Origin of the sequence: Lelliottia wanjuensis, from assembly GCF_030238365.1 — a bacterium.
GTDB classification, from domain to species: domain Bacteria; phylum Pseudomonadota; class Gammaproteobacteria; order Enterobacterales; family Enterobacteriaceae; genus Enterobacter; species Enterobacter wanjuensis.
In genome coordinates this window covers 120955-138087 of the sequence record NZ_JASSOT010000079.1, presented here as the reverse complement: position 1 = coordinate 138087, position 17133 = coordinate 120955, and the positions used below count along the sequence as shown (strand labels likewise).

Annotated in this window: 16 protein-coding genes; 11 read left to right on the top strand and 5 right to left on the bottom strand. The window is 58.7% G+C overall.

The window, feature by feature from the left end:
• The first annotated feature begins 79 nt into the window (after nt 1–79).
• The 5 genes from QQF33_RS24640 to QQF33_RS24620 are packed head-to-tail and all read left to right on the top strand — an operon-like array spanning nt 80 to nt 4765.
• Nucleotides 80–892 carry an ABC transporter ATP-binding protein gene (locus QQF33_RS24640; RefSeq protein ID WP_285158782.1) on the top strand — a complete coding sequence of 271 codons (813 nt, stop codon included), beginning with the start codon at nt 80–82 and terminating at the stop codon, nt 890–892.
• Nucleotides 889–1872, top strand: a complete 984-nt coding sequence (locus tag QQF33_RS24635; RefSeq protein WP_285148272.1) for a FecCD family ABC transporter permease — start codon at nt 889–891, stop codon at nt 1870–1872. Before QQF33_RS24640 ends, QQF33_RS24635 begins: the two co-directional genes overlap by 4 nt.
• Nucleotides 1873–1883: 11 nt before the next feature.
• On the top strand, nt 1884–2921 hold the full coding sequence (locus QQF33_RS24630; protein WP_285148388.1) for a FecCD family ABC transporter permease: 1038 nt from the start codon (nt 1884–1886) through the stop codon (nt 2919–2921).
• Between the two features lie 12 nt (nt 2922–2933).
• Nucleotides 2934–3881: an iron-siderophore ABC transporter substrate-binding protein gene (locus QQF33_RS24625; RefSeq protein ID WP_285148273.1), complete on the top strand. Its 948-nt coding sequence runs from the start codon at nt 2934–2936 to the stop codon at nt 3879–3881.
• Nucleotides 3878–4765 carry a MurR/RpiR family transcriptional regulator gene (locus QQF33_RS24620; protein WP_285143985.1) on the top strand — a complete coding sequence of 296 codons (888 nt, stop codon included), beginning with the start codon at nt 3878–3880 and terminating at the stop codon, nt 4763–4765. The genes QQF33_RS24625 and QQF33_RS24620 overlap by 4 nt, the downstream gene beginning before the upstream one ends.
• Nucleotides 4766–4836: 71 nt before the next feature.
• On the opposite strand, the gene QQF33_RS24615 is transcribed toward QQF33_RS24620, so the two are convergent.
• Nucleotides 4837–5676 (bottom strand): helix-turn-helix transcriptional regulator, encoded by an 840-nt coding sequence (locus QQF33_RS24615; protein WP_285158781.1) that lies wholly within the window; start codon nt 5674–5676, stop codon nt 4837–4839.
• A gap of 166 nt (nt 5677–5842) precedes the next feature.
• Between QQF33_RS24615 and QQF33_RS24610 the strand changes: the two genes are divergently transcribed.
• The 3 genes from QQF33_RS24610 to QQF33_RS24600 are packed head-to-tail and all read left to right on the top strand — an operon-like array spanning nt 5843 to nt 10175.
• Nucleotides 5843–7660, top strand: coding sequence for a DUF2264 domain-containing protein (locus QQF33_RS24610; protein ID WP_285158780.1), 1818 nt, complete (start codon nt 5843–5845; stop codon nt 7658–7660).
• A gap of 33 nt (nt 7661–7693) precedes the next feature.
• Nucleotides 7694–8959 carry an oligosaccharide MFS transporter gene (locus QQF33_RS24605; protein WP_285158779.1) on the top strand — a complete coding sequence of 422 codons (1266 nt, stop codon included), beginning with the start codon at nt 7694–7696 and terminating at the stop codon, nt 8957–8959.
• A gap of 28 nt (nt 8960–8987) precedes the next feature.
• Complete coding sequence (locus QQF33_RS24600; protein WP_285158778.1) at nt 8988–10175, top strand: glycoside hydrolase family 88 protein; 1188 nt, start codon at nt 8988–8990, stop codon at nt 10173–10175.
• 99 nt (nt 10176–10274) lie between these two features.
• Here the strand turns inward: QQF33_RS24600 and QQF33_RS24595 are convergent, their stop codons facing one another.
• The 4 genes from QQF33_RS24595 to qseB all read right to left on the bottom strand — a co-directional run bounded on the left by QQF33_RS24595 (nt 10275) and on the right by qseB (nt 13319).
• Entirely contained in the window at nt 10275–10589 is a 315-nt protein-coding gene (locus tag QQF33_RS24595; protein WP_285148391.1) for a putative quinol monooxygenase, read from the bottom strand.
• Nucleotides 10590–10625: 36 nt separating this feature from the next.
• Entirely contained in the window at nt 10626–11207 is a 582-nt protein-coding gene (locus tag QQF33_RS24590) for an NAD(P)H-dependent oxidoreductase (protein WP_103948117.1), read from the bottom strand.
• A 106-nt stretch (nt 11208–11313) separates the two neighbouring features.
• A complete protein-coding gene (qseC, locus tag QQF33_RS24585; protein WP_285158777.1) occupies nt 11314–12663 on the bottom strand; it encodes a quorum sensing histidine kinase QseC in 1350 nt (449 codons plus the stop codon).
• Nucleotides 12660–13319: a quorum sensing response regulator transcription factor QseB gene (gene qseB / locus QQF33_RS24580; protein ID WP_282494304.1), complete on the bottom strand. Its 660-nt coding sequence runs from the start codon at nt 13317–13319 to the stop codon at nt 12660–12662. Before qseB ends, qseC begins: the two co-directional genes overlap by 4 nt.
• Before the next feature lie 149 nt (nt 13320–13468).
• Here qseB and QQF33_RS24575 point away from each other — a divergent pair, with 149 nt between their 5' ends.
• From QQF33_RS24575 to plsC, 3 genes are all read left to right on the top strand, one after another.
• Nucleotides 13469–13870: a YgiW/YdeI family stress tolerance OB fold protein gene (locus QQF33_RS24575; RefSeq protein ID WP_282494305.1), complete on the top strand. Its 402-nt coding sequence runs from the start codon at nt 13469–13471 to the stop codon at nt 13868–13870.
• 119 nt (nt 13871–13989) lie between these two features.
• Nucleotides 13990–16248 carry a DNA topoisomerase IV subunit A gene (parC, locus tag QQF33_RS24570; RefSeq protein WP_285158775.1) on the top strand — a complete coding sequence of 753 codons (2259 nt, stop codon included), beginning with the start codon at nt 13990–13992 and terminating at the stop codon, nt 16246–16248.
• A gap of 124 nt (nt 16249–16372) precedes the next feature.
• Nucleotides 16373–17110: a 1-acylglycerol-3-phosphate O-acyltransferase gene (gene plsC / locus QQF33_RS24565; protein ID WP_282494307.1), complete on the top strand. Its 738-nt coding sequence runs from the start codon at nt 16373–16375 to the stop codon at nt 17108–17110.
• The last annotated feature ends 23 nt before the right edge of the window (nt 17111–17133 follow it).

Below are 17133 nucleotides of genomic sequence, written 5' to 3'. Positions count from 1 at the left end.
ACATGGCGCAGCGGCAAACTCACAAAAGAGAATGAGATTTATTTTTATTTATTGGTTATTTGATTAAGTTGGCGTACACGTGGCTCATAACGCGACAAAGCAGGGGCTGGTTCTTGAAAACCTCTCTGCTGGCTATCAGAAAAACATCATCGTCGATGATATTTCCCTCACTATTCCCTCTGAAAAAATGACCGTGCTGGTCGGGGCGAACGGCTGCGGGAAATCGACGCTCCTCAGCACCATGGCGCGCCTGCTGCAGCCGATGGGCGGCACAGTCTTGCTGGACGGCAAAGCGATCCACGACCAGCCGACCAAAGCGGTCTCGCGCGAGCTGGGCATTTTGCCGCAATCGCCGCTGCTGCCAGAAGGGCTGACGGTGTTTGAGCTGGTGTCGCGCGGGCGTTTTCCGTGGCAGAACTTTATGCGCCAGTGGACCGACGCCGACGAGCTGGCGGTCGAAGAGGCGCTCCGTCTGACGGGCACCCAGGCTTTCGCGCATCTGCCCGTCGAGAGTCTCTCCGGCGGTCAGCGTCAGCGCTGCTGGATCGCGATGGCGCTGGCCCAGCAAACGCCCACCATTCTGCTGGACGAACCCACGACCTTCCTCGATCTGCGCTATCAGGTGGAGATCCTCGAACTGCTGCACGATCTCACCCGTCATCACGGGCGTACCGTCGTGGTGGTGCTCCACGATCTCAATTTTGCGGTGAACTACGGCGATACGCTGGTGTTCTTACGCGAAGGCAAGGTGGAGGGCGTGCTGCACGAGGGCGACGTCTGCACGCCTACACTTATCAAAACCGTGTTCGATGTCGACGTGCAAATGTCCATCAACCCGATGACCGGCAAACCCTTCTTTATCCCGTTTCGCCGCAGCGGCGTAACAGCATGATGCGCACGAGTCTGGCTTCCGTCGTATTTTTGGCGCTGCTGCTGATGGGCGCCATTGTCCATCTCGGCCTCGGCGCGCGCTTTATCGCTCCGCAGGCCGTGGTGCAGGCGTTTCTGGCGTTTGATCCGCGCAACTTCGACCACAACGTGATCATCAATCTGCGCCTGCTGCGTCTGGCGGCAGCGCTGACCACCGGTGCCGCGCTCGGCGTGGCGGGCGTGCTGCTGCAGGCGGTGATCCGCAATTCTCTCGGCGAACCGCATATTCTCGGCTTAAACGCTGGCGCCGCGCTGGCCGTGGTCATCACCAGCGCCCTCGGGCTGGCGCTCCCGGTAGGGCGTCCGCTGATTGCGGCGGCGGGGGCGGCGATCCTGTTTCTGCTGGTGCTCACCCTGTCGTCTGCCGGACGCACCGGCCTGACGCCGATGAAAGTGACCCTCTGCGGTGTGGCGCTGTCGGCGTTTGCGTCGTCGATTACTGCGGCGGTGCTGATCCTCGATGAACAAACCCTGCTGGCGATGCGCACCTGGCTGGCGGGCGATCTGGCGGGCTTAAGCTGGGCAACGACGCAAAACGCCGCCTGGGTTACGGCGGTGGGACTGGCGCTTGCCGTGTGGATTTCGCCTTCCCTGAACATGCTGGCGCTGGGCGATCGCATGGCGCAGGGGCTAGGCGTCTCGCTCGTGCGCATGCGGATACTTGCCCTGATCGCCATTGCGTTGCTGTGCGGCGCAGCGGTGTCGATTGCCGGGCCGATTGGCTTTATCGGGCTCGTCGTCCCGCAGATTATCCGCCGTCTGGTGTCGGTGGATTTGCGTGTGATGGTCCCGCTCTCGGCCTGCTGCGGCGCGCTGGTGTTACTGCTGGCGGATATCGCGGCCCGCACTCTGTTTACGCCGCACGAACTGGCGACCGGCGTGATGACGGCCCTGGTAGGTGCGCCGGTGTTTATCCTGATGGCCGCGAGGATGTTCCGATGAGCCGGGCCGTGCTGCGCGCTGAGTTGCGCCCGCTGCGTTGGGGCCGGTTTTCAACATTGATTCGCCCCAAGGCCTTGGCCTGGCTGGCAGGACTCATGGCACTGATCGCTGCGCTGCTGGTGCTGGGCTTGACCCACGGCACGCTGCCGATCCCCACGTCCGACGTGGCGCGCGCCCTGTTTTATCCCGAGGTCCTGAGCGCCGACGCGCGTTACATCGTGCAGGAGATCCGTCTGCCGCGCCTGCTGATGGCGCTGCTCTGCGGGGCGATGCTCGGCATGGCCGGGGCGGCGATGCAGTCCATCACTCGCAACGGGCTGGCCGATCCCGGTCTTATCGGGGTGAAAGAGGGCTGTAGCGTGGCGGTGCTGCTGCTGATATTCCAGTTCCCGGCGCTGTCAGTGCTCTGGCGTCCGGTGGTGGGAATGGCGGGCGGCTTGCTGACCGCGCTGCTGGTGGTGCTTCTCGCCCGTGATATCTCCCGTCCGCGTTTCATCCTGATTGGGATTGGCGTCTCCTGGGCCTTCGCCGCCGGGATGGGCGTGTTCATGACCACCGCAGACGTGCGCGACGTGCAGACCGCGCTGCTATGGCTGGCGGGAAGCCTGCATGCTGCAAACTGGACGCTGGTGAGCGTGGCGGCGGGCTGGGCGCTGCCCGCGTTTGCTTTGCTGCTGTTCACGGCCCGTGCGGCGGATGTTGCCCTGCTCGGCAACCACACTGCCACCGGGCTCGGCGTGCGCATCTCGCGTCTGGCGCTGCTGCGCGTGCTGGCCCCGGTGCTGCTGACGGCGGCCTGCGTCTCTTGCGTGGGGAGTATTGGATTTGTTGGTTTGATCGCCCCGCACATGGCGCGTTTTCTGCTGCGCGGCGGCCAGACCACGCTGCTGGTGGGCAGTGCGGCGCTGGGTGCGCTGCTGGTTCTGCTGGCAGACAACATCGGCCGACTGGCGTTTCTGCCGCTGCAACTGCCCGCGGGCATTGTTATCTCGCTGATTGGCGGGCCATTTTTCCTGGTGTTGCTCTGGGCGCGCCGGGACAGGTTTTAAAAGGGGAAGGGTATGCGCGTCATGTTATTGATGCTGCTGCTGGCGGGGTTTTCCGCGAGCGCAGCCGAACCGGTTCAGACGTTTACGGATGATTTGGGGCGCACGGTGACGGTGCCCCTGCACCCGAAACGCATCGTGTCGCTGCACGATCTCGACATCACTATTCCGCTGATCGAACTCGGCGTGCCGCCGGTGGCCAGCCACGGGCGCACGCGTCCGGATGGCAGCCATTTTATTCGCTCCGGCGGGCTGCTGACGGGCGTGGATTTCGACAATTCGTCGATTCAGTTTATCGGCACGGCGGATATTGATATCGAAGCCATCGCCGCCGCCAAACCGGATCTGATCATCACCGAGCCGACCCGCAATACGCCGGTAGCGCAGCTGGAGAAAATCGCGCCGACGGTGAGCATCGATCACCTCGACGGCGGTGCGCCGGAAATCTACCGTAAACTGGCGCAGCTGACCGGAACCCAGGAACGGCTCAAGCTCCTTGAGCGTCGCTATCATGATCAGATCAGCGCGCTAAAAGCGACGATCGAGACGAAGAAAATCAGCGTCTCAGTGATCCAGGCCAATCAGGGCAAAATCACCGTCATGCACAGCTATCACTCCCTGGGCCGCGTGCTGCGTGACGCCGGGTTTACTTTCCCGCCGCTGGTCGAGAGCATTCCCGAGGGCGGGCGCATTGACGTCAGCGCCGAACGCCTGCCGGAACTGGATGCGGATTTCGTGTTTGCCACCTGGCGCGGCGACACGGGCGGTAAACCGCAGGACGAGCTGGCGGCGATGGATGCCGTGATGCCCGGCTGGTGCCAGTTCCTCAACGCCTGCCGCACCGGGCATTACGTGCTGATTTCACGCGAAGAGGCGATCTCCAACTCCTTCGCCTCGCTGGGGTTAATGGCCGCGCAGATCCAGTCACAGATCGCTGGTCGTCCGCTACCGGAGGCGAAATGATCCGAAAAGACAAATCGCGAGTGGACGTGTATGGCGAGCGTTTTCGCGCCCGTGGGCATCAGCTGACGCCACGCCTGCTGCTGGTCGCCAGCTACATCAACGACAACCGTGAAGCGGTGATGGAGCAAACGGCGATGGAGATCGCCGCCACGCTGAAAACCTCCGATGCCACCGTGGTGCGCGCCATTCAGGCGCTGGGCTTTGCCGGACTGCGCGATCTGAAACAGACGCTGGAGCACTGGTTTGGCCCGACGCTGAGTTCCAGCGAGAAGATCACCACCACCGTGAAGGCGCTGACCAGCGACGTTAATTCGAGCATCGATTTTGTTCTGGAGGGGCATCAGCACACCTGCGAAGTGCTGTCTGAACCCGCCAATCGCTACGCCCTGGCGCAGGCGGTGGCGCTGCTGGGCGAGGCGCGGCAGGTGGCGATTTTCGGCATCGGTGCCTCGGGGATTCTGGCGGAATACACCGCCCGACTGTTCAGCCGCATCGGCCTGCCCGCCACGGCGCTAAACCGTACCGGGATTAACCTCGCCGAGCAGCTTATCGACCTCCAGCGCGGGGATGTGCTGGTGATGATGGCGCAAAAATCCGCGCACCGGGAAGGGCAGACCACTCTGCGCGAAGCTCGGCGTTTAGGTATACCGACCATTCTGCTGACCAATGCCGTCGATTCGCGGTTCAGCAAAGAGGCGAGCGTGGTGATCCACGTTCCGCGCGGGAACGAGAAGGGCAAAATCCCGCTGCACGGCACGGTGATGCTGTGTCTGGAGATGATTGTGTTATCCGTGGCTTCCACCGCGCCGCAGCGTACGATCAAGTCCATGAAGCGTATCAACGAGTTTCACCGCGGATTAAAGCCGGGGAAGAAAAGTGCATAACATTTCCCCCTCACCCTAACCCTCTCCCCGTGGGAGAGGGACGGGGTGAGGGCACCAGACCGCACCCAACCTCAACCCCCCGAATGGTTCTTCCGATACTGCAGCGGCGTCTCGCCGATCCCCTTCTTAAACGCGCTGATAAAATACGTCACATCCGAAAATCCGACCCGCGCACCGATATCCCGCACGCTCTCGTCACTGTGCAACAGGCACTCACAGGCCTTTCGCAGTCGCAGCGTATTCAGGTAATCGTGAATTTTCTCGCCCGTCTCCGCGTGGAATTTACGCGACACATAGCTGCGGGATTTACCCAGCTCAAGCGCCAGCGCGTCGAGGCTAAATTTGACCTGATAGTTCTCATCCAGCCAGAACATCACCTGGCTGGCGATCCCGTGACTGCTCCCCGGCGCGCCGTCGCTGTCGTCCGGCAGCATGGCAAACAGCCCAATCAGCAGGCTGGCGATACTTTCGCTGTTCATCGGCGGCTGATAGCAGTTGAGCAGATGATTAATATGGATCTGACTTTGCGCCACGTCGGCCACCCACGCGGGTCCGCCGCGTCGCGACAGTTTTTGTAGCCGCTGCTGCGCCTGCGGAAAATCGCGCAGCACTTTCAGCAGCGCTCGGTGATCGAGATGGATAATGGTGCGGCGATAAATCGCCTCAGCCTGTTCATCCACCATCACTTTATGCAGGGTAAACGGCGGGAAGAAAAACATCCGCCCGGGACGCATGGTGTAGTGACGGTTATCGACGATCGCCACGCCAAATCCCTCTTCGACGTACAGAATTTCCAGACACTGATGCCAGTGATGATAGCGCACGGTATTGGCGAACAGGCGGCTGAACGACACGATGGTGTCGTTGAGGGTGATCAACTCCAGATAGTCGGATTTTGGCGTGTCGCGCATAGTGCAATAAAACTCAACTTTTCCCCGTCTCCTTCTCGTTATAAACCACCTTTTTAAATTTTCTCAACTTCGGGTTTATTCATCTCTCTTCCCTGTGACACGGCTAACATTTCTGAGGGTTATGGATTCACTATTCTTTGCCGCAGATGATTACGAGGATGAGCGTATGTGGGCGGCAAATAAAGAAACATCAAATCCATTGTCTTCCCGTCAGGATGTGGTGGCGGAGCTAAATTCCCTGTTAGGCGCGCTGGATAAGCAGTTTGCACCGGGCAGTTCACGTATTTCGCTGGGTGGTACCTGCGCGCACTACGCGACGGATATTGCCGAAATGGAGGGGCTGTCGCGCGCCCTGTGGGGCCTGTTCCCGCTGCTGGCGTCTGGCGACAGCACGCGCTACAGCGAGAAATACATCACCGCCATCAAACGGGGCACCGACCCGCAAAGCGCGGGCTACTGGGGCGAAACCGCGCCTTACGATCAGCGTCTGGTGGAGATGGCGGCCTACGGCCTCGGGCTGGCGCTGCTGCAAAACCGGCTCACGGATCTGTTCAGCGAGCGCGAGGTGCAGAACCTGCATACGTGGCTGAATCAGATAACCGATGCCCAGATGCCGGACAGCAACTGGAACTATTTTGCCATTATGGTCCAGCTCGGTTTTAAACGAGCCGGACTGCCGTTTGACCAGTCCGCCATCGATCGCCGCTTTGCGCTGATGGACGCCTACTACCTCGGCGACGGCTGGTATTCCGACGGCGTGGGCCGCCCGAAAGACTATTACATCTCAATGGCGTTCCACTTCTACGGCCTGATCTACGCCACCCTGAGCGGTGACGAGGCGAGGGCGGCGGTGCTGAAAGCGCGCGCGCGCCAGTTTGCTGACGATTTCATTTACCTGTCCGCCGCCGACGGGGCCTCGATCCCGTTCGGGCGCAGCCTGACCTACCGTTTTGCGATGGTCGCTTTCTGGAGCGCGGTGGCGTTTTCTGAGCTGGATGTGTTCACGCCTGGCATTGTGAAGGGCGTGATTCTGCGCCATCTGCGCTGGTGGCAGCAGCAGCCGATCCTCGATCGCGACGGTATTCTGACCCTCGGTTTTGCCTATCCGAATCTGGCGATGTGCGAGGACTACAACTCCCCTGGATCGCCGTACTGGGCGCTGAAAACTTACCTGATCCTGGCGCTGAAAGAGGATCACCCGTTCTGGCAGGCAGAGGAACAGCCGTTGCCGAAACGCGCGGAAAAACACCTGATCCCCAACGCGCAGCAGATCCTGATCCACGCCGATGATTCTCAGCACGTCACCCTGCTCACCGCCGGGCAGCTGGAGCTGAATAACTACGTCAACACCGAGGCGAAATACACCAAATTTGCCTACTCCAGCCGCTTTGGTTTCACCATTGAGCGCGGGCGCTACGGCATCAAACACGCCGCCTGCGATTCCATGCTGCTGCTCAGTGATGGCGATAACTACTTCCGCGGTCGTCGCGACTGCGAAGAGGTGCGCATTGATGAAAACTTCATTTTCTCCCGCTGGTCGCCGTGGCACGACGTGCATATCGATACCTGGCTGGTGCCGTTCGGCGAGTGGCATTTGCGTCTGCATCGCATTGATAGTGCACGCAAATTGCAAACGGTGGAGGGCGGCTTCGCGGTGATCAAAGCAGAACATCGCCTGCAGGGGCGCGGGTCTGTTTTGAATGCGGAAAATGGCAGCAGCGTGATTGTCGATCTCTCACCCGCGATGGCGCGCCAGCCCGACAGCATTGTTACGCCCCCGAACAGCAGCGTGATGTTTGCCCAGTGCGCGTCGATTCCTGTGCTCACCACGGAAATCCCGGTCGGAGAGAGCTGGCTCTGTTGCGCCGTCACAGCCTGTGGAGAACAGAAAAACTACGCGGTCACGCCGCGGCTACAAATCAACAATAACCAGGTCGTGATCCACGAGCCGGGAAGCGAACGTCAGTTGTCGTTCTTTATATAAACACTCTGGACCCTACAAGTTGGCGAGGATTCTATGAAAATCAGCTCAACGAATAAAACCGAATATTACAAAATCAGTACCTTTATTTTTCTCTATTTCTTTACCTGGTCGGCCAGTATTGGCCTGCTGGCGATCTGGCTCGGCCAAAAAGCGAATCTGAGCGGTTCGGTGATTGGCACCGTATTTGCGGTGAACGGCGTGTTCTCCGTTATTCTGAAACCGATTTATGGCTATATTCTCGATAAAATCGGCATGAGCAAATATCTGCTCTATTTTGTGGTGGCGATGTCCGCCCTGATGGCTCCGTTCTTTATTTATGTCTATCAGCCGTTACTCATGTCCAACACGATGCTGGGGATTATTATCGGCGCGCTCTATTTAAGCTTCGCCTGGTATGCGGGCGTGGCGGCGTGCGAATCCTATTCCGACCGCTTTAGCCGCCTGAACGGCATGGAGTTCGGCCAGATCCGTATGTGGGGATCGCTCGGCTGGGCGGTGGCGTCGTCGTTCTCCGGGCTGCTGTTTAACCTCTCTCCGGCCTACAACTTCATCATGGGCAGCGTGGCGTCGGTCATCATGCTAATTGTCCTGCTGAACCTGAAAGTGAACACTAACTCCGTCCATGCGGGCGAGGTGCTCACCAAAGAGAAGATCGCGCCGTCGGACGTCTACGCGCTGCTGCGTAACGGCAAATTTTGGGCCTTCTGCCTGTATGTCGCGGGTGTGGCGTGGATGATGTTTATCGCCGAGCAGCAGTTCTCGCGCTACTTCGTCACCTTCTTCGACGATGTGCATCAGGGCAACGCGGTGTTTGGTTATCTGGGCACCGTGCAGTCTGGGATGGAATTCCTGATGTATATGGTGATCCCGCTGTTCGTGAACTTTATTGGTGCCAAACGCGGGTTATTAATCGTCGGATTAGTGGTCAGTGCGCGCCTGATTATTTCCGGGATGTGCGATTCGCACCTGTTAATTTCGATTCTCAAACCACTATACGGTCTGGAAATCTGTCTCCTGCTGGTATCGGTCTTTAAATATATCGCCGAGCATTTCGATAAACGCGTGAACGCCACCATGTATTTATTAGGCTATCAGGCGATGCTGTATGTCGGCAACGTGGTGGTCTCTTCACCGGCCGGATATATGTATGACCGCATCGGTTTCGAGCAGACCTATATCATCATGGGTGCCACGGCGCTGACCTTTACGCTTATTTCTGCCTTTACCTTATCCGCCTGCCAGAGCAAATGGCGCGGCGCGCAGGCGATTAACGTCGCAGAACAACACCCATCACGCTAATTTTTGCTGTCAAAGAAGGAACCGAAATATGTTAAATCGTATCGCAGAGGAACGCCTGTCCGCTATTCCTGCACCCGTGGATGCGCGCGTGTTCAGGGATGAATTAAGCTCGGCGCGGGATCATGTCCTCGAACTGATTAGCCGTCATTTAACGGAGTTCGGCGAAAAATTCCCGGCGGAAACCTGTGAGGAGGGTTTTTACCCCCTGACGGACAACGTCGAGTGGACCACCAGCTTCTGGACCGGGCAGCTGTGGCTGGCGTGGGAGATGAGCGGCGAGGAGAAATTCCGCGCGATGGCCGAGAAAAATGTGCGCTCGTTTGGCCTGCGCATCGCCGGGCGCCACGACACCAATACCCACGATTTAGGCTTTCTGTATACCCTGTCGTGCGTGGCGGCCTGGCGTCTGACGGGCAATCGCGAGGCGCGCGGTTTCTCGCTGCTGGCCGCCGAAGCGCTGCTTGAGCGCTTCCATGAGAAGGCGAAAATCATTCAGGCCTGGGGCGATCTCTCCGACCCGGAACAGGCCGGGCGGATGATCATCGACTGCAACATGAACCTGCCGCTGCTCTACTGGGCGACGGAGCAGACCGGCGATCCGCGCTTTGCTGAGGCGGCTAAAGCGCACGTGATGCAGGCGGCGACGTACCTGATTCGCGAGGATGCCTCGACGTTCCATACCTACTATATGGACGTGAAAACCGGCGCGCCGCGCTACGGTAATACGCAGCAGGGCTATGCGGACGACTCCTGCTGGTCACGCGGCCAGGCGTGGGGGATTTACGGCTTCCTGCTGAGCTACATCTACACCGGCGACGAGACGATGATTGCCCTGTCGAAGCGGCTGGCGAACTACTTCCTCAATCGACTGCCGGAGGATTACGTCTGCCACTGGGATCTGGCGCTGGTGGGCACCGATGCGCTGCGCGATTCATCGTCGGCGGCGATTGCGGTGTGCGGCTTGCTGGAGCTGGTGAAGCATCTCCCGGTGACCGATCCGGATCGCGAGCGTTATCTGGAGTGGGCGAAAGGGATGATGTCGTCGTTGACCCGTCACTATCTGATGGGCAAAGAGGAGAAGGGCAACGGGCTGCTGAAGCACTCGGTTTACCACCTGGCGAGCAACAAAGGGGTGGATGAGTGTGCGAGCTGGGGGGATTATTTCTACGTTGAGGCGCTGGTGCGGTTTACGCAGAGCTGGAAGTTGTACTGGTAATAAAAAAGCCCGGTGGCGCTGCGCTTACCGGGCCTACGGGTTAGGGTTGGGTTTTGTAGGCCGGGTAAACGCAGTGCCACCCGGCAACGTCCACAGAACTTAAACCCCTTGCTCCAGAATACGGATATGCGTTTCCAGAACGTTCCCTTTCACCGCTTCGCTCCACGCTTTCATGTGCGCGGTTTGCAGATGCGCTTCCAGGTGTGCCACGGTTTCCCACAGTTCAACCATGATGATCGAATCGGGCGCGGTGGTCTGGAAGCTCACGCCAGCGGCGGTGTCGACCATCGGCGCATAGCCGTGGCAGCCTTCTTCTTTCAGCACGGTCGGGATAATCTTCGCAAATTCATCCAGCACCGCCTGACGGTGATGTTGACCTGGACGCGTACGGATTTCAGCAATAACAGTAAGCATAGACATGATTAACTCCTTCTAATTCCAGGCTACCAGTTAAGCAAAAATCTCAGCCAGATGCTTGCGATATTCTGCGATATAGCGCGGCACGTCCGGCATTTTAATCACGTCGTTGACGATAAAGGTCGGGAGTGGCTCCAGCGCCAGGAACTGGTTGGCTTTGTGGAACGGCAGGTAAGCACCGTCTACGCCGACGCCGTGGAAGAACTGATCTTCATCGGTGAACGCATCCAGCGGGGCGTTCCAGGTCAGGGAGAGCATGTATTTTTTACCGTGCAGCAGACCGCCGGAACCGTATTTTTTGGACGCGTCGGAGCGGGTGCGGCCATCGCTGGCATACAGAGAACCGTGACCCTCGGTGAAGACATCGTCCATGTACTTTTTCACGGTCCAAGGCGCGCCCATCCACCAGCCAGGCATCTGCCAGACAATCACGTCGGCCCACAGGAAGTTCTGCACTTCGGCCTGAATGTCGTAATCGCTATCGGCGCGCACGACCTTAACATCATGCCCGGCGTCGCGCAGGAAACCATCCGCGACCTCGGTCAGGGTGTCATTCAGTTGGCCGTTGGAGTGGGCGAATTTTTTCGCACCGTTGATAATCAGAATGTTGCTCATTATTTGTCCTCAGACTGGCGAGTTTGGCAGTCATGTTACCCGTAATAACGGTGCAGAAAAATGAGCAAAATGTGCAAAGTCTTTTGCTCATAGGGCAATAATCCGACTACCAGCTCGCCGTCGCCTCAAACCCGCCCTCGCGCGCATTGGCAAGGGTGACCCGCATCCCGTGCAGGGTGGCGATACGTTTGACGATGGATAACCCCAGCCCGCTGCCGGTCTGTTCCTGGCCCGGTGGACGATAAAAACGCTCGCCGATGCGCGCCAAATCGGCGGCAGAAATTCCCGGCCCGTTGTCGCGCACGATAAAACGGTTGGCTTCCAGGGTGACATCTACCACGCTTCCGCGCGGGCTGTAGCGCACGGCATTATCCAGAAGATTGCGCACCAGCAGGCTCAGCAGCAGCGGCTGCCCGGAGCACACCACCTCAGGCGCCTGGATGTTCAGACGCAGTTCGATGCCCGCCTGCTGCGCCGGATGGTAACTGTCCATCACCGCCGATTGCAGCAGATCCGCCAGCGCGATCGGCTGGATATCATCGAGATTTTCCAGCGAATCAAGCCGTGACAGGGTGAGGAGCTGATCCACCAGCCGCGAGGCGCGGTCGATCCCCGCGTGCAGCTGTTTGAGGGCTTTTTCCTGCGCCTGCGGGTCGTCGAGCGACAGCTGCGCCACTTCGGTCTGCACCTTCAGAGCGGCCAGCGGGCTGCGCAGTTCGTGGGCGGCATCGGAGGTAAAGCGCCGCTCACGGGTCATCATCTCCTGGGTGCGGGTAAACAGATGATTCAGGGCGTCGAGCAGCGGGCGCACTTCCGTCGGTAGCCCGTCGGTCGCAAGCTGATCGGTTGCATCCGGTGACCGCTGGCGCAACGTCCGGGCAAGATTTTTCAGCGGACGCAGTTCGCGGGCGAGTAACACAATCAGCAAGAGCAGCATCAGCGGGAGCGCCACCAGCCACGGGGTGAGCTGTGAGGTGACAATGTCCAGCGCCATCTCCTGGCGATACTCCCACTCCTGGCCGACCACAATCCGGTATTTGCCGTTCGGCGCGCTCAGCCACAGGAATCGCCATTCGTCGTTATCGTCCTTTAGCCGTCCGTCCGTAAAACCGTCGCGGCGATAGTGATAGGGAATATCCCGGCCATTTTCGCCGTCGTTGAGCAGCATTTTCCCGTCGGCGGAGTAGATGGCAAACGCCAGCGCGTCGTCATCCAGGTGGCCGTGTTTGGCTTTTTTCGGCACATCGCTCATGCGCACCGGCGCGTTGAGTTCGTCGAGATCCATGGTCATCAGCCGTTTGGCGAACAGCATCTGCTGGGTATCGAACAGCTTATCGAGTTTGTGGGTGGTCTGCTGCCAGGCGACGACGCTGGCCGCCAGCCATGCTCCGAGGGACAGCACCAGAAAGAGCAGCGTCAGGCGCAGCTTCAGGCTCAGGCGTTGAGTCAGTTTCATGCGTCACCCAGGGTATAACCGATGCCGTGCACGGTGCGGATAAAATGGCTGCCGAGCTTGCGGCGTAAATGGTGGACGTGGACTTCGACGGCGTTGCTGGAGACGTCGTCGTCCCAGGTATAAAGCTTCTCTTCGATCAGTTTGCGCGGCAGAACACGGCCTGCGTTGCGCATCAGCAGCTCCAGCAGGGCGAACTCTTTTGGTTTGAGGACCAGCGTTTCGCCGTTGAGAGTCGCGACCAGACTGACCGGGTCGAGCGTGACCGGGCCGTGGCGCAGTTCGCTGCGGGTTTTGCCGTGGCTGCGCCGCACCAGCGCTTCGAGGCGCGCCGCCACTTCGATCAGGGCAAAGGGCTTGCACAGATAGTCGTCCGCGCCGAGCCGCAAACCTTCGACGCGCTGATCGAGAGCATCGCGCGCGGTGAGGATCAGCACCGGCTCGCTGCGCCCGTTTTCGCGCCATTCGCGCAGGATGTCGAGGCCGTCCATGCCCGGCAGCGTCAGGTCGAGCACCACCGCATCGAAAGGCGCGGTATAAATAGCCGCTTTCCCGGTGGCTCCGTCGGTGAACCAGTCCACGCTAAAGCCCATTTTCGTTAAGCCCGCTTTGATGCCGTCACCAATCAGCCGGTCGTCTTCTACCAGTAAAATGCGCATGTTCCCTCCTTGATGCCGCGAGATAAGTGCAGTAAACCCTCTGTGACATCATGCTGTACAGCAATAAAATTTATATTTTCCCCTTAAGAAGTCGTTAAGGTTTACCCTGTTTAATGGCATTCGACACCACATTAAAGGGAGAGAAAACGATGAAAAAATTCGCAGCCATTACGGCAATCATGATGATGACCACGGCCCCGGTATTTGCAGCAGAGGGCGGATTCAACGGCCCGTCCGCCACACCGGCACAAACCCAGACCCAGCAGGGCGGTTTTGTCGATAACGACGCCAACCTGACCACCGCGGCCAAAGTGAAAGATCAGAAGGACGACAGCTGGGTCAAACTGCGCGGGAACATCACCGAGCGCCTGTCCGATGACCGCTATCTGTTCCGCGATACCACCGGCACGGTGAATGTGGAAATTGACCACAAACGCTGGAACGGACAGACCATCAGCCCGCAGGACAAAGTGGAGATCCAGGGTAAGGTCGATAAAGAGTGGAACGAGTTTGAAATCGACGTGAAACAAGTCATCAAACTGAGCAAATAATGATGAAAAGGGCCGATTCCGCGGCCCTTTTTCTTTGTGACTCAACTCGTCAGATAGGGTAGTATCTGCGGCAATATTGCCTGAAACCCACAGGTTTCTGAGTTGAGGAATGACATTTAATGAGCGATATGGCAGAGCGCCTCGCGCTACATGAATTCACTGAAAACGCCTATCTGAACTATTCCATGTACGTCATCATGGACAGGGCACTGCCGTTTATCGGCGATGGCCTGAAACCGGTTCAGCGTCGCATCGTTTACGCGATGTCTGAGCTGGGCCTGAGCGCCAGCGCCAAATTCAAAAAATCCGCCCGTACCGTGGGTGATGTGCTCGGTAAATACCATCCGCACGGCGACAGCGCCTGCTACGAAGCGATGGTATTAATGGCGCAGCCGTTCTCCTACCGTTATCCGCTGGTCGACGGCCAGGGAAACTGGGGGGCACCGGACGATCCGAAATCCTTCGCGGCGATGCGTTATACCGAATCCCGCCTCTCTAAATACGCAGAACTGCTGCTCGGCGAACTCGGCCAGGGCACGGTGGACTGGGTGCCAAACTTCGACGGCACCATGCAGGAGCCGAAAATGCTGCCTGCCCGCCTGCCGAATATCCTGCTGAACGGCACCACCGGTATCGCCGTGGGCATGGCGACGGATATTCCGCCGCACAACCTGCGCGAAGTGGCAAAAGCCGCGATTACCCTGATTGAACAGCCGAAAACCACGCTGGATGAACTGCTGGATATCGTGCAGGGGCCGGACTATCCGACCGAAGCGGAGATCATCACCTCCCGCGCCGAAATCCGCAAAATCTACCAGAACGGTCGCGGCTCCGTGCGTATGCGCGCGGTGTGGAATAAAGAAGACGGGGCCGTGGTCATTACCGCGCTGCCGCACCAGGTGTCCGGCGCGAAAGTGCTGGAGCAGATCGCCTCCCAGATGCGCAACAAAAAGCTGCCGATGGTCGACGACCTGCGCGACGAATCGGACCACGAAAATCCGACGCGTCTGGTGATTGTCCCGCGCTCGAACCGCGTGGATATGGACCAGGTGATGAACCACCTGTTCGCCACCACCGATCTGGAAAAAAGCTACCGCATCAACCTGAACATGATCGGTCTGGATGGTCGTCCGTCGGTGAAAAACCTGCTGGAGATCCTGACCGAGTGGCTGGCGTTCCGTCGCGATACGGTGCGCCGCCGTCTGAACTATCGTCTGGAAAAAGTCCTCAAGCGCCTGCATATCCTCGAAGGTTTGCTGGTGGCGTTCCTCAATATCGACGAAGTCATTGAGATTATCCGCTCCGAGGACGAACCGAAGCCGGCTCTGATGTCGCGTTTTGGCATCAGCGAAACCCAGGCTGAAGCGATCCTTGAACTGAAATTGCGCCACCTCGCCAAACTGGAAGAGGTGAAAATTCGCGGCGAGCAGGACGAGCTGGCGAAAGAGCGCGATCAGCTGCAGGCGATTCTGGCGTCCGAGCGCAAGATGAGTAACCTGCTGAAGAAAGAGCTGCAGGCGGATGCAGAAGCGTTCGGCGACGACCGTCGCTCACCGCTGCACGAGCGCGAAGAAGCGAAAGCGATGAACGAGCACGACATGCAGCCGTCTGAACCGGTGACGATCGTGCTGTCCCAAAGCGGCTGGGTGCGTAGCGCCAAAGGCCACGATATCGACGCGCCGGGCCTGAGCTACAAATCCGGCGATAGCTTCAAATCGGCGGTGAAGGGCAAGAGCAACCAGCCGGTGGTGTTCCTCGATTCCACCGGACGCAGCTACGCCATCGACCCGATCACGCTGCCGTCGGCGCGCGGACAGGGCGAGCCGATCACCGGCAAGCTGACGCTGCCGCCGGGTGCGACCGTGGATCATATGCTGATGGAAGGCGAAGAGCAGAAACTGCTGATGGCCTCCGACGCCGGGTACGGTTTCATCTGTACCTTCAACGATCTGATTGCCCGCAACCGCGCGGGTAAAGCGATGATCAGCCTCCCGGATAACGCGCACGTGATGCCGCCGATGGTGATTGAGAACGACAGCGACATGCTGCTGGCGATCACCCATGCCGGACGCATGCTGATGTTCCCGGTCAGCGACCTGCCGCAGCTGTCGAAAGGCAAGGGCAACAAGATCATCAACATTCCGTCGGCGGAAGCGGCGAAAGGCGAAGACGGGCTGGCGCATCTCTTTATTCTGCCGCCGCAAAGCACGCTGACCATTCATGTCGGCAAACGTAAGATCAAACTGCGTCCGGAAGAGTTGCAGAAAGTGGTGGGTGAGCGCGGTCGTCGCGGCTCGCTGATGCGCGGTCTGCAGCGTATTGACCGCGTGGAGATCGAATCACCACTGCGCGCGAAATCGGGCGATAGCGAAGAGTAATGTCGCCTCTCCCCCTCCGTTCCGGAGGGGGTTCTCGCTAAAAATTTTCCGTCTTTATATAAAGTCCTTACCTGACTGACATTGGAGTATATAATTGTCAGCGGTCAGGGCTTCTGAGGTCGCTATGCTATTCATTGTTCGTTCAATTCTCACCGTTATCTACTGCATTCTGGTCTGCGTGTTCGGCTGCATTTACTGCCTGTTCAGCCCGCGTAACCCGAAGCATGTTTCCACTTTTGGTCGTATGTTTGGCCGACTGGCACCGATGTATGGCCTGAAGGTCGAAACCCGCCTGCCGGAAGGCGCGGAAAACTTCGGCAACGCTATCTATATCGCCAATCATCAGAACAACTACGATATGGTCACCGCCGCGAACATCGTGCTGCCGCCGACGGTCACCGTCGGTAAAAAAAGCCTGCTGTGGGTGCCGTTCTTCGGCCTGCTCTACTGGCTCACCGGCAACCTGCTGATCGACCGTAACAACCGCGCTAAAGCGCACAGCACCATCGCTGAAGTGGTGAATCACTTTAAGAAACGCAAAATCTCTATCTGGATGTTCCCGGAAGGGACGCGCAGCCGTGGTCGCGGTCTGCTGCCGTTTAAAACTGGCGCGTTTCACGCCGCAATTGCAGCAGGCGTTCCGATTATTCCTGTGTGTGTTTCCAATACTTCGAATAAGATTAATCTTAACCGCCTGAAAAACGGGCTGGTGATTGTGGAAATGCTGCCGCCGGTCGACACCAGCAAATACGGTAAAGACCAGGTTCGTGAACTGGCTGCCCATTGCCGCGAGCTGATGGCGCGTCAAATCGAAGTGCTCGACAAAGAAGTCGCAGAGAGAGAAGCCTCCGGCAAGATCTAAGCCGGAGTTACAGGGAAATGAAT

Excerpts from the sequence above, each read along its gene's own strand:
- plsC (WP_282494307.1), top strand. The coding sequence starts at position 16,373 with ATGCTATTCATTGTTCGTTCAATTCTCACCGTTATCTACTGCATTCTG.
- parC (WP_285158775.1), top strand. The coding sequence starts at position 13,990 with ATGAGCGATATGGCAGAGCGCCTCGCGCTACATGAATTCACTGAAAAC.
- QQF33_RS24605 (WP_285158779.1), top strand. The coding sequence starts at position 7,694 with ATGAAAATCAGCTCAACGAATAAAACCGAATATTACAAAATCAGTACC.
- QQF33_RS24610 (WP_285158780.1), top strand. The coding sequence starts at position 5,843 with ATGTGGGCGGCAAATAAAGAAACATCAAATCCATTGTCTTCCCGTCAG.
- qseB (WP_282494304.1), bottom strand. The coding sequence starts at position 13,319 with ATGCGCATTTTACTGGTAGAAGACGACCGGCTGATTGGTGACGGCATC.
- qseC (WP_285158777.1), bottom strand. The coding sequence starts at position 12,663 with ATGAAACTGACTCAACGCCTGAGCCTGAAGCTGCGCCTGACGCTGCTC.
- QQF33_RS24590 (WP_103948117.1), bottom strand. The coding sequence starts at position 11,207 with ATGAGCAACATTCTGATTATCAACGGTGCGAAAAAATTCGCCCACTCC.
- QQF33_RS24620 (WP_285143985.1), top strand. The coding sequence starts at position 3,878 with ATGATCCGAAAAGACAAATCGCGAGTGGACGTGTATGGCGAGCGTTTT.
- QQF33_RS24615 (WP_285158781.1), bottom strand. The coding sequence starts at position 5,676 with ATGCGCGACACGCCAAAATCCGACTATCTGGAGTTGATCACCCTCAAC.
- QQF33_RS24595 (WP_285148391.1), bottom strand. The coding sequence starts at position 10,589 with ATGCTTACTGTTATTGCTGAAATCCGTACGCGTCCAGGTCAACATCAC.
- QQF33_RS24625 (WP_285148273.1), top strand. The coding sequence starts at position 2,934 with ATGCGCGTCATGTTATTGATGCTGCTGCTGGCGGGGTTTTCCGCGAGC.
- QQF33_RS24635 (WP_285148272.1), top strand. The coding sequence starts at position 889 with ATGATGCGCACGAGTCTGGCTTCCGTCGTATTTTTGGCGCTGCTGCTG.
- QQF33_RS24575 (WP_282494305.1), top strand. The coding sequence starts at position 13,469 with ATGAAAAAATTCGCAGCCATTACGGCAATCATGATGATGACCACGGCC.
- QQF33_RS24600 (WP_285158778.1), top strand. The coding sequence starts at position 8,988 with ATGTTAAATCGTATCGCAGAGGAACGCCTGTCCGCTATTCCTGCACCC.